The organism is Aeromonas sp. R5-1, from assembly GCF_040908265.1.
GTDB classification, from domain to species: Bacteria; Pseudomonadota; Gammaproteobacteria; order Enterobacterales; family Aeromonadaceae; genus Aeromonas; species Aeromonas caviae.
On sequence record NZ_JBFODJ010000045.1, the window covers coordinates 13,219 to 27,923 of the forward strand.

The following is a 14,705-nucleotide window of genomic DNA, read 5'->3' on the forward strand; positions in this document are numbered from 1 at the left end:
GGCGGTCTTTTTGGTTCGGTGCCCAGCGTCACTGCGCCGTCAGATAGAGATCCTTGGCATAGACCAGGTCTTGCGGGTTCTGGTAGGGGTAGCCCTTGACGTTGGGTTTGAGCAGCCGTGATTTCACGTAGAAGTAGACAGGGGCGATGGGGGCTTCCTCGTCGATCAGCACCTCGGCCTGCTGATAGAGGCGGTTGCGCTCGGCCGGATCCTTGGCGTCATGGGCCTTGGCCAGGAGGGCGTCGTACTCCTTGTTGAACCACTTGCCGCTGTTGGCGCTGCTGCTGGAGGTCATGATGTCGAGGAAGGTGGAGGCATCGTTGTAGTCTCCGTTCCAGGAGTAGCGGCTCACCCCGAAGTCACCCTCGTTCAGGGCCGACACCATGGTCTTCCACTCCATGTTGTTGAGCTCCGCTTTGACCCCCAGGTTGTGCTTCCACATGGAGGAGATGGCGAGCGCTATCTTCTTGTGCCCCTCGTTGGTGTTGTAGAGGATGTCCACCGTCAGCGGCTTGTCCGGGCCGTAACCCGCCTCGCCGAGCAGCGCCTTGGCCTGCTTGATGCGCTCTTCCTTGCTCATCAGCTCGCTGGCGGGGCGTTTGAGCTCGAAGCCGTCCACGCTCGGCGGGGTCAGGCTGAAGGCCGAGAGCTGCCCCTGTCCCAGGATCTTCTCCGTGATGGTGTCCCGGTCGATGGCAAGAGAGAGTGCTTTGCGCACCCTGACGTCGTCAAAGGGTTTGCGCTGGGTGTTGAAGACGTAGTAGTAGGTGGCGAGCATGGGGGCGCTCACCAGCTCCTCCGGGCTCTGGCGCTTGATCTGCTGATACTGCTCCAGGGGATAGGTGGTGTAGTGCAGCTCGCTCGCACGATAGCGGTTGTAGGCCGCGGTATCGGAGACGATCTCCAGATAGATCACCTTGTTCAGCACGGTGTGCTCGTTGTCCCAGTAGTGGGGGTTGCGCTCGGCGATGAGGCGCTCGTTCGGGGTCCACTCCTTGAGGGCGAAGGCGCCGTTGGAGACGATGTTGGCCGGTTTGACCCACTCATGACCGAACTTCTCGATGGTGGCCTTGGGCGCCGGGAAGGTGGTGTAGTGGGAGAGGGTCTTGAGGAAGAAGGGGACCGGGTTTTTCAGGGTGATCTGCAGGGTGTAGTCATCGAGCGCCTTGATCCCCAGGGCATCCGGGCTCTGCTTGCCCTGCACCACGTCGCTGGCATTGGCGACGCCGGTCAGCTCGATGAACCAGGCGTAGTTGGAGGCGTTCTTGGGGTCCGCCGCCCGCTGCCAGCCATAGACGTAGTCCGCCGCCGTCACCGGCTCGCCGTTGGACCATTTGGCATCGGGTCTGAGCTTGAAGGTGTAGACGGTGCCCGTGGCATCGAGCTCGTAGCCAAGGGCGCCCGCCGCCTGCAGCTTGCCGTTGCCATCCAGGGTATAGAGCCCCTCGAACAGATCGTTGACGACGTCGCTGCCCGCGCTCTCTTCCACCATCTGGGGATCGATGGAGGCAGGCTCGGTGCCGATGTTGCGCACGAACACTTGCTGGGTGGCTGGCAGAAGCTGGGTGCCTTCAGGCACCTGGGCGGCGAGGACGGGGAGGGTGAGCAGAGCGGCAACCGCCCCGGCGATAAGCGACTTTTTCATTGAATATCCTTATGTTTTTTTGCTTCCAAAGCGCAGCCAGTGTGCGGGATTGGGGGGCAGATCTCAAGAGGGGAGCCTCTGGCGCAACATTGCCGGGCGCCAGGGGGAGCAAGGCGGGCCGCCGCGTCGGCCCGGATGCATTCTTGTCACGAATTAACCCCCCAAAAGATGCCGGATGGCACCCTTGTTTCACGGCGAAAGCCCGTGGTGGCGCGGTTTTCTGGCGATTTAAAGAACGGCTTAATTCGCTGCAAAAACAAAAAACAGGCGTTACATTGGGTTACAAAACAACGCTGCCGGGGATCGGCACTTTTTTTGCCGACACTTGCAAACGTTTTCAACGGCCAACGGAAACGATCTTAAAGGAACAAGAATGCGAAACATGATCACCATGGGCGAGTTCATCGTCAAAAAGCAGGCGGACTACCCGACCGCGACCGGCGAGCTGACCTCCTTGCTCAGCTCCATCCGCCTGGCCGCCAAGGTGGTGAACCGGGAGATCAACAAGGCGGGTCTGGCGGACATCATCGGCTCCATCGGCGCCGAAAACGTGCAGGGCGAGGTGCAGCAGAAGCTGGACGTCTATGCCAACGAGCGCTTCAAGGCGGCGCTGGAGGCCCGTGGCGAGGTGTGCGGCATGGCCTCTGAGGAGGAGGAGGACTTCGTCTCCTTCGATTCCGAGCTCTCTCGTCACTCCAAGTACGTGGTGCTGATAGACCCCCTCGACGGCTCCTCCAACATCGACGTCAACGTCTCGGTCGGGACCATCTTCTCCATCTACCGCCGGGTCAGCAAACCGGGCGCCGGGGTCACTCTGGAGGACTTCCTGCAGCCGGGTCACCGTCAGGTCGCGGCGGGCTACGTGGTCTACGGCTCCTCCACCATGCTGGTCTACACCACCGGCTTTGGGGTCAACGGCTTCACCTATGACCCCTCCATCGGCTGCTTCTGCCTCTCCCACGAGAACATCCGCATTCCGGAGGAGGGCAAGATCTACTCCATCAACGAGGGCAACTACATCAAGTTCCCGGACGGGGTGAAGAAGTACCTGAAATACTGCCAGGAGCGTGACGAGGCGACTCACAGGCCCTATACCTCCCGCTACATCGGCTCCCTGGTGTCGGATTTCCACCGCAACCTGCTCAAGGGGGGCATCTACATCTACCCGTCCGGCACCAACTCCCCGAACGGCAAGCTGCGCCTGCTCTATGAGTGCAACCCCATGGCCTTCCTGGTGGAGCAGGCCGGTGGCAAGGCGTCCGATGGCTTTGGCCGCATCATGGACATCCAGCCTACCGCTCTGCACCAGCGCACCCCCTACTTCGTCGGGTCCACCAGGATGGTGGAGCGGGCCGAGGCCTTCATGCGGGAGTTCTCCGCCCACGAGGATCCGGCCAACCAGGGCTAAGCCCGGGCCAGCGTCCCTTCGTCACGGGAGCCGTCAAGGCTCCCGTTTTTATTGGCGTGCAGGCGGATGTAGCCAGGTTGATATGCTGACGGACTGACGGACTGACGGACTGACGGACTGACGGACTGACGGACTGACGGACTGACGGACCGACGCGGCGCCTCGGCGGTCGCGGTGCAATGGCTGGTGGCCCCTGGCCGGGATACCTGGTCTGGATACCTGGGCGGGATAAATACGGCACGGGCCATCTGCGGGGCTATCGAGGCGCGTTGACCCCGTTTTTGCCCACGATCATCCCCACATCCATCTGTTTTTCAGATGGGTGATGACTCAATGCATCGTATCAACAGATGGATTCGGCGGCAAAATGGTGCTGCCAGGAGGGCGAACCGAGGCATCGGGAGGCAAGAAGGCGGGCCGGGGGCGAGATGCCGCCCCTTGCCAGCAACGAAACGGGAGCCCTGGGGCTCCCGTTGTTGTAGGCGGCAGGTCGCGCCCTGCTGACGTCATGCTTTCCCTCAGGGGGTGGCATGGCGGGCGAGATCCGCCAGCAGGCCGTCCACCAGTTTGAGGCGCATGGCCCTGTCCTGGGTCGGTACCTGGAAGCGCAGCCGGGTCGGCCCGTCCATCTTGTAGATGCGCGGCTGCTCCGAGAGCAGCTTGACCAGATAGGCCGGGTTGACGCGGGTTTCCTGGGTAAAGTCCAGATAGCCGCCGCGCTCGCTCATCTCCACCCGGCGAATCCCCAGCGCCGTGGCGCGCTGGCGGAAGGCGGCCAGCTCCATCAGCGTCTTGGTCGGCTCCGGCAAGAGGCCGAAGCGATCGATGAGCTCCACTTTGAGCTCCCGCAGCTCCTGCTCGTCGGCGGCACTGGCGATGCGCTTGTACATGGAGAGGCGCATGTTGACGTCCGGGATGTAGTCGTCCGGGAGCAAGGCGGGCAGGCGCAGCTCCACCTCGGTGTGCTGGCTCATGAGCAGCTCCAGCGACGGCTCCTTGCCATGTTTGAGCGCCTCCACCGCCTGCTCCAGCATCTCCATGTAGAGGGTGAAGCCCACCGATTCGATCTGGCCGCTCTGATCGTCGCCCAGCAGCTCGCCCGCGCCCCGGATCTCCAGATCGTGGGTGGCGAGCGCAAAGCCGGCGCCGAGATCTTCGAGGGACGCGATGGCCTCCAGCCGCTTGGCCGCATCCTTGGTCATCAGCTTGGGATGGGGGGTGAGCAGGTAGGCATAGGCCTGGTGGTGGGAGCGCCCGACCCGGCCCCGCAGCTGGTGCAGCTGGGCCAGGCCAAGGTGATCCGCCCGGTCCATGATGATGGTGTTGGCGCTCGGCACGTCGATGCCGGTCTCGATGATGGTGGTGCACACCAGCAGGTTGAAGCGCTGGTGGTAGAAGTCCGACATCACCCGCTCGAGCTCCCGCTCGCGCATCTGGCCGTGGGCGATGCCGATGCGCGCCTCCGGCACCAGCTCGGCAAGATCGGCGGCGCACTTCTCGATGCTCTCCACGTCGTTGTGCAGGTAGTAGACCTGGCCGCCACGCTTCAACTCCCGCAGTACCGCCTCGCGCACCACCGCAGGTTCGTGCTGGCGCACGAAGGTCTTGATGGCGAGCCGCTTGGCGGGCGGGGTGGCGATGATGGAGAGATCCCGCATGCCGGACATGGCCATGTTGAGGGTGCGGGGAATGGGGGTGGCGGTGAGGGTGAGGATATCCACGTCGGCGCGCAGCGCCTTGATCTTCTCCTTCTGGCGCACCCCGAAGCGGTGCTCCTCGTCGACGATGAGCAGGCCCAGATCCTTGAAGGTGAGCTCGGCGCCGAGCAGCTTGTGGGTGCCGATGATGATGTCCACCTTGCCCTCGGCCATCTCCTTCATCACGGCGCTCTGCTCCTTGGCGGAGCGGAAGCGGCTCAGCACCTCCACCCGCACCGGCCAGTTGGCGAATCGGTCGCGGAAGTTGTCGTAGTGTTGCTGGGCCAGGAGGGTGGTGGGCACCAGCACGGCCACCTGCTTGCCACCGTGTACGGCCACAAAGGCCGCCCGCATCGCCACTTCGGTTTTGCCAAAGCCCACATCGCCGCACACCAGCCGATCCATGCTCTTGGCCTGGCACATGTCGCCGAGCACAGCGTTGATGGCATTGAGCTGATCCTCGGTCTCCTCGAACGGGAAGCTCGCGGCAAACTGGCGGTAGGCCTCCCGGTCGTGTTTGAAGGCAAAACCGTGACGGGCTGCCCGCATGGCATAGACATCCAGCAGCTCGGCCGCCACGTCCCGCACCTTTTCCGCCGCCTTGCGCCGCGCCTTGACCCAGGCCTCGCCGCCGAGCTTGTGGCTGGGCGGGTTGTCGGAGCCGGTGTAGCGGCTGATCAGGTGCAAACTGGTGACCGGCACGAACAGCTTGTCGCCGCCGGCGTATTCCAGGGTCAGAAACTCGGTGGGCAGGCCGCCTGCATCGATGGTCTCGAGCCCCAGGTAGCGACCGACCCCGTGATCCAGGTGCACCACCGGCTGGCCCTGGGTCAGCTCGCCCAGGTTTCGGATCACCGCATCCGAGCTCAGGTTCTTGCTCTTGTCCCGCTGGCGCTTGCTGCGGATCTTGCCGCCGAGCAGCTCGGCTTCGGTGATGAGGGCAAGGGGCGTCTGGCCGGGCTCTTGCAGTAGGAAGCCCCGCTCTAGGGGACAGACCAGCAGCCCGTGGCGCGCATCGCTCACCAGGAAGGCGTCGAGGGAAGCAAACTCCCGGGGTTGCAGGTTGATCCGTGCGAGCAGATCCCCGAGCCCCTCGCGCCGCCCCTCGGACTCCACCGCAAACAGGGTGCGCCCGGCAAAGCCTTGCAGGAAGCCGTCAAGGGCCAGCAGGGGTTGCTCCTTGCTGTGGTCGAGCTGCAGATCCGGCAGGGGGGCGAGGGGCAGATCGTGCTGACCCGCTCCGCCGTCAACGGTCGCCTCCTGCAGACGCACGGCGCCATAGTCCCCGAGGGCGGCGAAGAGCTGCTCCACCGGCAGATAGATCTGCTGGGGCGGCAGCAGGGGACGGGTGTTGTCCCAGCGTCTGTCTTCATAGCGCTGGCCGATGTCGTTCCAGAAGCGCTGGGCCGCGGGGTAGATCTCCCCCACGGTGAGCAGCAGGGTGTTTTCGGGCAGGTAATCAAACAGGCTGGCGGTCTGCTGGAAGAAGAGCGGCAGGTAGTATTCAATGCCGGCGGGCCAGCGCCCCTTGCTCACCTCCTGATAGACGGAGCCCTCGGCGCGGGAGATCTCGAACTGTTCGCGATACTGGCCACGAAACAGCTCGATGGCCCCCTCGTCGGTGGGAAATTCCCGTGCGGGCAGGAGGCTCACCGACTTCACCGGCTCGCTGGAGCGCTGGGTCTCGGGGTCGAACGGGCGGATGGAGTCCACCTCGTCGTCGAAAAAATCAATGCGATAGGGGCGGCTGCTCCCCATGGGGAAGAGATCCAGCAGGGAGCCGCGGGCGGCGAATTCGCCGTGCTCCAGCACCTGTTCCACCGCCACGTAGCCCGCCTCCGCCAGACGCCCGCGCAGCTGCTGCAGGTTGAGGCGCTGGCCGCTTGTGACCATCAGGCTGTATTTGTCGAGATAAGCCTGGGGCGCCGTGCGCAGCATCAGGGTGGAGATGGGCACGATGAGCACGCCGTGGCGCATCTGCGGCAACTGGTAGAGGGTCTCGAGGCGCTGGGAGATGATGTCCTGGTGGGGAGAGAAGCTGTCGTAGGGCAGGGTCTCCCAGTCCGGGAACAGCAGCACCGGGCAATCCTGATCCGCCAGCAGGAACCCCAGTTCCTGTTCAAGGCGCAGGGCGCTCGGGGTATCGGCGGTGACCAGCAGGACGGGTCTTCGGGCTTCCCGGGTGAGGCGGGCGGCAACCAGAGCCAGGCTGCTGCCGACCAGCTGGCCGAACGTTGTCTTCTGGCCCGCTTTGGCGGGCAAGGCGGGGAGGGTCATTGGCATCATCGGAGTCTTTTACTGTTGGCGTTCTTTTGACATGGGCCTAGGTTAGCGCTGACGTTCCTGGGCACGCAGCTTGAGCTGTTTCGACTGAACATGCAGGCTGGCGCGCACCAGCAGCTCCCGGTCATCCTCGCGGATGCGCACGTAGTCGAGCACCACGTGGGTGCCATGCTCTCCGGCGTCCCGCTGCACGACCTCGCCGTAGCAGTAGACGGCGGAGGCCTCTTCCCGCAGGAAGATCTTGAGCCGCACGATCTGGTGCAGGGCGGGGGCCTCCCCGTGCCCCTGGTGGGGGTGCAGGTAGGTGAGCTGCCCGGCGCCAAAGCGCAGGGTGTGGAAGCGGTGCTCGGGGTGATCCTGGGCCGCCAGCACATAGCCCATGATCATGTCGATCTTGCGGGACTGCTGATTGATGATCTCCACCAGATCGTGCATGGACTCGTTCTGGCTGCGCAGCAACCGGCTGCTCACCAGATCGATGGAGGTGATGGCGGAGGCGATGCGAAACGGCTCGGGCAACTCGGCCTCCAGGGCCTCCAGCGTCGGCAGACGAAAGTCGGCCGGCATCGGGATCACATTGACCGGCGTGGCATGGGTGACGCTGAAGAACTGTTCCTGCATGGAGGCTATCCCTTGTTGTCATAGACGGTTTCCCTTTATTATCCGGTATCTTATTTCGTTGGCAACGTAGATATCCTTGAAGACCGGACTTTTTCAGCCACTGTCGCTGGCCATCGGCCTGCGTTATGCAGGCTCGCGACGCAGTAACCGCTTCGTCTCCTTTATCTCCCTGTTCTCCACCTTTGGCATCGCCATCGGGGTCGCCGCCCTGATGGTGGTGATCTCGGTGATGAACGGGTTCGAAGGCCAGCTCAAGGGGCGCATCCTCGGGGTGATCCCCCATGTGGTGGTGACCAATCAGGCCGGACGCATCGAGGCCGAGCCCGAAGGTCTGCCCGACCTGGCCCGCTTGCCCCACGTGGTGGCCACGGCCCCCATGCTCGACAGCGAAGGCATGCTGCAAAGCCCGGGCCAGCTCACCGGCGTGAGCGTGCAGGGGATCGATCCCGCCCGCTGGCCCAAGGATGACATCCTGCACGCCCAGATGCTGGGAGGGCGCCTTGACAGCCTGCAGGCCGGTGAATACCACATCGTGCTGGGGCAGGGGGTGGCCAGCCGACTCAAGGTCTCTATCGGCGACCAGGTGCGTCTCATCCTGACCGAAGGTACCCGCTTTACCCCCTTTGGCCGAGTGCCGGCCCAGCGTCTTTTCACCGTCTCCGGCATCTTCGGGGTCGGCGCCGACGTGGACAGCCAGGTGGCCCTGATTGCCCTCGGGGATGCCCAGCGCATGCTGCGCCTGCCCGCAGACAAGGTGGGCGGCATCCGCCTCTGGCTGGACGATCCCTTCGCCGCCGACGAGGTGGTGAAGACCACGTTGCCGGATGGGCTGGAGTGGCAGGACTGGCGCCGCGAGCGCGGCGAGCTGTTCCAGGCGGTGGCCATGGAAAAACGGATGATGGGGCTGATGCTGGTGCTGATCATCGCGGTCGCCACCTTCAACATCCTCTCCGCCCTGGTGATGGTGGTCACCGACAAGGAAGGGGAGGTGGCCATCCTGCGTACCATGGGCATGAGCGAATCCGGCATCGTCAAGATCTTCATGGTGCTGGGGGCGTCGAGCGGCGTCATCGGCGCCCTGTTCGGGGGGTTGGCGGGGCTGGCGCTCTGCTTTGGCCTCAATCCTCTGCTCAATGCCCTTGGGCTCAACCTCTATATGGCGGCAGGGGGCAGCGGTCTGCCGGTCATCGTCGAGCCGGCCCAGGTCATGACCATTTTGCTGGGCGCCGTGCTGCTCAGCTTCAGTGCCACCCTTTACCCGGCCTCCCGCGCGGCCCGGGTCAAACCGGCGGAGGCGCTGCGTTATGAATAATTCATCTTCTGTTGTTACTGGTGCAAGTGGAGCCCCCGTTATGAATCAATCCGTCTCCTGCGAGCCGCTGCTGCGCTGCCAGGCCCTCAATCATGTCTACAAAGAGGGCAATCTGGAGACCCAGGTACTCAAGGGGATCGAGCTGGACGTCGCCCCCGGGGAGATGCTGGCGGTGGTGGGGAGTTCGGGCTCCGGCAAGACCACCCTGCTGCACCTGATGGGGGCGCTGGACAACCCTTCCAGCGGCGCCGTGCTGTTCAAGGGGCAGGACATCCATGGCTGGGACAGCCGCACCCAGGCGAGGTTTCGCAACCAGGAGCTGGGTTTCGTTTACCAGTTCCACCACCTGCTCTCGGAATTCAGCGCGCTGGAAAATGCGGCCATGCCGCTGCTGATCGCCGGTGAGTCAGTGGCCAGCGCCACCGAGAAGGCGAGCAAGATGCTGGGGCGGGTGGGGCTTTCCCACCGTCTCAACCACAGACCGTCCGAGCTCTCCGGTGGTGAGCGCCAGCGGGTGGCCATCGCCCGTGCCCTGGTCAACGAACCCAGCTTGGTGCTGGCGGACGAGCCCACCGGCAACCTGGATCATGCCAGCGCCACCGCCGTCTATGAGCTCTTGTGCGAGCTCAACCGCGAGCTTGGCACCGCGTTCGTGGTGGTGACCCATGACTTGAGCCTGGCCGCCAAGCTCCACCGCCGGGTCACCCTGGTGAGCGGCATCATGGCGGAGGTCGCCTGATGTTCAAGCCGCTGCCCCTGTTCCTGGGCCTGCGTTACAGCCGCTCCCGCCGCCGCAACGGCTTCATCGCCTTCATTTCGGCCTCCTCCCTCATCGGGATCGCCCTCGGGGTGATGGCCCTCATTCTTGGCCTCTCCGCCATGAACGGGTTCGAGCGGGAGCTCAAGAACCGGGTGCTCTCCGTGGTCCCCCACGGCGAGCTCATCGGCATGGAAGCGCCGCTGCCTGACTGGCCGCGGCTCAGGGACTACCTGCTGGCCCAGCCCGGGGTGGAGGCGGCTGCCCCCGTCATTCGCCTGGACGGCCTGCTGGAGCACGGCTCCGCCCTCAAGGGGGTCCAGCTGCGTGCGGTGCTGCCGGAGCTGGAAGCCAATCTCTCCGATGCGGGCAACTTCATGACGGGTCGGGGCCTTCGCGAGCTGCAGGCGGGTGAACACGGGGTCATCCTCGGCAAGATCATCGCCGACAAGCTGGGGGTCAAGACAGGGGACACCGTCACCCTGCTGCTGCCCCAGGCGGGTGATGCCGCCGGCATCAAGAACCCGAAACGGGAGGTGCTCACCGTGGTAGGACTGCTCGAGATCGGCGGCCAGCTCGACGGCCTGCTCGGCTTCATGCACCTGGCGGACGCCCAGGCCATCACCGGCATGGGCAGCGCGGTGGAGGGGTTCAGCCTCAAGGTGAGCGACGTGCTCAAGGCCCAGTCCATCACGGTGGCGGCGGCCCAGAAATTCCCACACTACGTCTATATCAGCAGCTGGATGAGCCGTCAGGGTTATCTCTATCAGGACATCCAGATGGTGCGCACCGTGATGTACGTGGTGATGCTGATGGTGGTGGCGGTGGCCTGCTTCAACATCGTCTCTACCCTGGTGATGGCGGTGAACGAGAAGCGCAGCGAGATCGCTATCTTGAAGACCATGGGGGCGAGCCCGGGCCAGATCCGGCTTACCTTCGTCATCCAGGGGATGGTGAACGGGGTGGCGGGAGCCTTGCTAGGCGCCCTGCTGGGCGGCCTGCTCTCCAGCAAGCTGACCCAGATCCTGAGCGCCATCGAAGGGGTGATCGGGCACCGTTTCCTCAATCCGGACATCTACTTCATCGACTTCCTGCCGACCGAGCTGCACATGCAGGACTTGCTCATCGTGACCGGCGCCGCCATCCTGATGAGCCTGGTGGCGACCCTCTATCCCGCCTGGCGGGCGAGCGGCCTGGTGCCGTCCCGGGAACTGGGGCATTGATGCCCATGGATGTGATAAAGGGCCCTGCGGGGCCCTTTTTATTGTCACTCGTTTGTGGGGAAACCCCCGAAGTGGCGGTTATCGGGGCAATACGCAGGAGGAGATGATGCCTGGTGCCGTGTTGATGGCATCAATGGGCATTCAACTCATCGAGAGGCAGTGAAAAACTCCCCACGAAGACATCGATGAAGTAGCGCATGGCGGGGTTCATCCTGGCGTCCAGCATCTGCTCGAGGCGCTTTCGCGCGGGCTCGAACTCCCGGTTGCCGACGCTCAGCTCCTCCAGACACTTGGTGTAGGCGCAGAGGGTGTCTGCATCCTTCACCAGGCTGGTGAGGGCCTCGTCCTGGGCGCCGGAGTCGAGCAGGGGGCGAAAGTCCTCGACCAGCTCAGGCGGCAACATCCCCAGCAGGCGCTGCTCGGCGGCAAGCTCAATCTTCTTGTATTCGCGGGCGATTTCGGGATTGAAGTACTTGACCGGGGTGGGCAGATCCCCGGTCAGCACCTCGCTGCTGTCGTGGTAGAGGGCCATGACGGCGGCCCGGTCTGCATCCACCTGAGCGCCGAACAGACGATTGCTGATAAGACCGAGGGCGTGGGCCACCATGGCGACCTGCAGGCTGTGCTCGGCGATGTTTTCGGGCTGGATGTTGCGCATCAGGGGCCAGCGGTAGATGAGGCGCATACGGGCGAGGTTGGCAAAAAAATGGCTGGGCAGCATGGAAGACCTCGAATGGGGCAATGAAAAAGGGCAGACCCTAGTCTGCCCTTTTTTCCACCCGCAAGGATAGCCTGAGATGGGCCGTCAGCGGATGTAGCGGCCCGATTCGGCCTCGTGGTTGGTCACTATCATCTGGCCGATGGGGGCCAGGCTGATGAGGGCCAGCTTGAGGTGCTGGATGCCGAACGGGATGCCGACGATGGTGACGAAACAGGCCAGCGCCGAGGCGATGTGGCCGATGGCCAGCCAGACCCCGATGAGCACAAACCAGAGAATGTTGCCAATCAGCCCCAGGGCGCCGGTGCCGATGTCGCTCTGGCCCGTCATGCTCTTGCGGCTCACCGCCTGCTTGCCAAACGGGAAGAAGGTGAAAGTGCCGATGACGAAGCAGGCGCGTCCCCAGGGGATCCCGATGAGGGAGATGAAGCAGAGCAGCCCCGCCAGCCACCAGGCCAGCCCCATGAAGACGCCTCCCAGCACGAACCAGAGCAGATTGAACAAGAAGCGGAAAAAGGACATGTGGGTGACTCCAGCAGCACGTGAATTGGCTGTCACCATAGCGAGCCCTGCCGGGGGACGCAATGGCACAGGCGAGAAGGTGGACAATTTGGGTCGCAGCACGCCATTTTTGTGCCTGATTGGCGGCGGATGGCGATCAAAATGGCCCGTTCGCCGTGAAAAAGAGTGAGCCAGTGCAAATTATTGCGGATGGAATGCTTGAACTCGGTGCAAGGCTTCCCCATATAGGAGAGAGTCTTGCGCAAATTGTGCTGTCTGTGCCCCGGATGGGGGATGTGCGGCTCGACGCGACCACTGCACGCCGCTATAATGTCGCGTCATATTTTCTCATCACAAAGACAGTCGTTGTCTTTATAAACAGGAAGACTCCGGGCTTGCCCGGGGGCAATAAAGGGTCAGCACGCAGTGCTGAGTTGAACGAGGTAAAAGAATGCAAGTTTCTGTAGAGACAACCCAGGGTCTGGAACGCCGTCTTACCATCACTGTACCGGCCGCTACCGTTGACGCCGCCGTGCGCAAAGAATTGAATGGCCTGGCCAAAACCCGTCGCATCGACGGTTTCCGTCCTGGCAAGGCTCCGGTTGCCATCATCAAGAAGATGTTCGGTGCCATGGCTCACGCCCGCGTTGCCGATGAAATGATGCAGAACAACTTCATCAAGGCCATCATCGAGAACAAACTGAGCCCGGCTGGCGCCCCGACCATGGATCCGAAAGAGATCAAAGAAGGTCAGGATTTCGAATTCACCGCCACTTTCGAAGTGTATCCGGAGTTCGAAGTTGCCGGTCTGGAGAGCATCAAGGTCGAGAAGCCGGTTGCCACCGTGAAGGACAGCGACCTGGAAAACATGATCGACACCCTGCGCAAGCAGCACGCCACCTGGACTGAAGCCGCTGTGGCTGCCGCCAATGGCATGCGTGTGACCATGGACTTCGTCGGTTCCATCGACGGTGAAGAGTTCGACGGTGGCAAGGCTGAAGGCTTCACTCTGGAACTGGGCGCTGGCCGCATGATCCCGGGCTTCGAAGACGCCATCCTGGGCAAGAAAGCGGGCGACGAGTTCACCATCGAGGTGACTTTCCCGGCTGACTACCACGCCGAAGCCCTGAAGGGCAAGGCTGCCAAGTTTGCCTCCAAGCTGCACAAGGTTGAAGAGCAGGTGCTGCCCGAGCTGACCGAAGAGTTCGTCAAGCGTTTCGGCATCGAGAGCGGCAGCGTTGAAGAGCTGAAGGCAGAAGTGCGCAAGAACATGGAGCGCGAACTGGCCCAGGCCCTGAAAAACAGCGTGAAAGAGCAGGTACTGAACGGCCTGGTTGAAGCCAACCAGATCGATCTGCCGAAGGCTGCCGTTGCCCAGGAAATCGACACCCTGCGTCAGCAGGCTCTGCAGCGCTTCGGTGGCTTCCAGGGCGGCAACGCCCCCGAGCTGCCGGCCGAGCTGTTCCAGGCCCAGGCCGAGCGCCGTGTCCGCGTTGGTCTGCTGCTGGGTGACGTCATCCGCACCAACGAGATCAAGGCTGACGACGCCCGTGTGACCAGCATCATCGAGTCCATGGCCACTGCCTACGAAGATCCGAAAGAAGTGATCGAGTACTATCAGCAGAACGAGCAGATGCTGAACGGCGTGCGCAACCTGGCCATTGAAGATCAAGCCATCGATCTGATCCTGTCCAAGGCGCAAGTCACCGAGAAAGAAGTTGCCTTCGACGAAGTGATCAACAAGTCTGGTGCCGCTGCCTAAGAACATTTGACTTAAGGTCAAAACTGTTAAGTATAATGGCTCGTGTGATCTCCACTCGGGCCATTTTATTTTAGGGACAATGCCTTATGTACAAGAACTATAACGATGTGACTGAATCCCCACGCAATGCGCTCATCCCGATGGTGGTAGAGCAAACCGCGAAAGGGGAGCGTTCCTACGACATCTATTCCCGTCTGCTGAAAGAGCGGGTGATCTTCCTGACCGGTCAGGTCGAGGATCACATGGCGAACCTGGTGGTGGCCCAGCTGCTGTTCCTGGAGTCCGAGAACCCGGATCAGGACATCAGCATCTACATCAACTCGCCGGGTGGCGCCGTCACTGCGGGTATGTCCATCTATGACACCATGCAGTTCATCAAGCCGGACGTGAGCACCGTCTGCATGGGGCAGGCCTGCTCCATGGGGGCCTTCCTGCTGGCCGGTGGCGCCAAGGGCAAGCGTTTCTGCCTGCCCAATGCCCGAGTGATGATCCACCAGCCGCTGGGCGGCTTCCAGGGGCAGGCTTCTGACATCCAGATCCATGCCCAGGAGATCCTGAAAATCAAGAATACCCTGAACGATCGTCTGGCGTTCCATACCGGTCAGGACATGGCCACCATCGAGCGCGACACCGACCGTGACAACTTCATGTCCGCCGAGCAGGCCGTTGCCTATGGTCTGGTTGACGGCATCCTGAGCCAGCGCGGCTGAGCAGGGTACCCCGTCCTGTTGTAAACTCAACAGGACGATCCATCCTCTATTGATAAAACGAGGTCGCT

12 protein-coding genes are annotated in these 14,705 nt (G+C 62.8%); 7 read left to right on the forward strand and 5 right to left on the reverse strand.

Going from position 1 to position 14,705, the window contains the following annotated elements:
• Nucleotides 1-28 precede the first annotated feature (28 nt).
• The gene (locus tag AB5Y64_RS05775) at nucleotides 29-1,645 is read right to left on the reverse strand and encodes a peptide ABC transporter substrate-binding protein (RefSeq protein WP_045524768.1); all 1,617 of its coding nucleotides are present in this window, start codon (nucleotides 1,643-1,645) and stop codon (nucleotides 29-31) included.
• Between the two features lie 143 nt (nucleotides 1,646-1,788).
• Here AB5Y64_RS05775 and AB5Y64_RS05780 point away from each other — a divergent pair, with 143 nt between their 5' ends.
• The gene (locus AB5Y64_RS05780; RefSeq protein WP_125117245.1) at nucleotides 1,789-2,031 is read left to right on the forward strand and encodes a hypothetical protein; all 243 of its coding nucleotides are present in this window, start codon (nucleotides 1,789-1,791) and stop codon (nucleotides 2,029-2,031) included.
• Nucleotides 2,019-3,053, forward strand: coding sequence for a class 1 fructose-bisphosphatase (gene fbp, locus AB5Y64_RS05785; protein WP_029314452.1), 1,035 nt, complete (start codon nucleotides 2,019-2,021; stop codon nucleotides 3,051-3,053). Before AB5Y64_RS05780 ends, fbp begins: the two co-directional genes overlap by 13 nt.
• A gap of 518 nt (nucleotides 3,054-3,571) precedes the next feature.
• Here the strand turns inward: fbp and mfd are convergent.
• On the reverse strand, nucleotides 3,572-7,036 hold the full coding sequence (gene mfd / locus AB5Y64_RS05790) for a transcription-repair coupling factor (protein ID WP_368203454.1): 3,465 nt from the start codon (nucleotides 7,034-7,036) through the stop codon (nucleotides 3,572-3,574).
• A gap of 42 nt (nucleotides 7,037-7,078) precedes the next feature.
• Nucleotides 7,079-7,654, reverse strand: coding sequence for a PilZ domain-containing protein (locus AB5Y64_RS05795; RefSeq protein ID WP_042863798.1), 576 nt, complete (start codon nucleotides 7,652-7,654; stop codon nucleotides 7,079-7,081).
• 76 nt (nucleotides 7,655-7,730) lie between these two features.
• Here AB5Y64_RS05795 and AB5Y64_RS05800 point away from each other — a divergent pair, with 76 nt between their 5' ends.
• The 3 genes from AB5Y64_RS05800 to lolE are packed head-to-tail and all read left to right on the forward strand — an operon-like array spanning nucleotide 7,731 to nucleotide 10,946.
• Nucleotides 7,731-8,966 (forward strand): lipoprotein-releasing ABC transporter permease subunit, encoded by a 1,236-nt coding sequence (locus AB5Y64_RS05800; RefSeq protein WP_042016083.1) that lies wholly within the window; start codon nucleotides 7,731-7,733, stop codon nucleotides 8,964-8,966.
• Nucleotides 8,967-9,006: 40 nt separating this feature from the next.
• Nucleotides 9,007-9,705, forward strand: coding sequence for a lipoprotein-releasing ABC transporter ATP-binding protein LolD (gene lolD, locus AB5Y64_RS05805; RefSeq protein ID WP_010674567.1), 699 nt, complete (start codon nucleotides 9,007-9,009; stop codon nucleotides 9,703-9,705).
• Nucleotides 9,705-10,946 (forward strand): lipoprotein-releasing ABC transporter permease subunit LolE, encoded by a 1,242-nt coding sequence (lolE, locus tag AB5Y64_RS05810; protein WP_103243212.1) that lies wholly within the window; start codon nucleotides 9,705-9,707, stop codon nucleotides 10,944-10,946. The genes lolD and lolE overlap by 1 nt, the downstream gene beginning before the upstream one ends.
• Before the next feature lie 130 nt (nucleotides 10,947-11,076).
• Here lolE and yfbR read toward each other — a convergent pair whose 3' ends face one another.
• A complete protein-coding gene (yfbR, locus tag AB5Y64_RS05815) occupies nucleotides 11,077-11,667 on the reverse strand; it encodes a 5'-deoxynucleotidase (protein ID WP_010674569.1) in 591 nt (196 codons plus the stop codon).
• A gap of 84 nt (nucleotides 11,668-11,751) precedes the next feature.
• Nucleotides 11,752-12,186, reverse strand: a complete 435-nt coding sequence (locus tag AB5Y64_RS05820; protein WP_042016081.1) for a YccF domain-containing protein — start codon at nucleotides 12,184-12,186, stop codon at nucleotides 11,752-11,754.
• A 430-nt stretch (nucleotides 12,187-12,616) separates the two neighbouring features.
• On the opposite strand from AB5Y64_RS05820, the gene tig reads away from it, so the two are divergent.
• Together tig and clpP are read left to right on the forward strand one after the other, a co-directional pair.
• Complete coding sequence (gene tig / locus AB5Y64_RS05825; RefSeq protein WP_010674572.1) at nucleotides 12,617-13,927, forward strand: trigger factor; 1,311 nt, start codon at nucleotides 12,617-12,619, stop codon at nucleotides 13,925-13,927.
• 86 nt (nucleotides 13,928-14,013) lie between these two features.
• Nucleotides 14,014-14,637, forward strand: coding sequence for an ATP-dependent Clp endopeptidase proteolytic subunit ClpP (gene clpP / locus AB5Y64_RS05830; RefSeq protein WP_005324106.1), 624 nt, complete (start codon nucleotides 14,014-14,016; stop codon nucleotides 14,635-14,637).
• The last annotated feature ends 68 nt before the right edge of the window (nucleotides 14,638-14,705 follow it).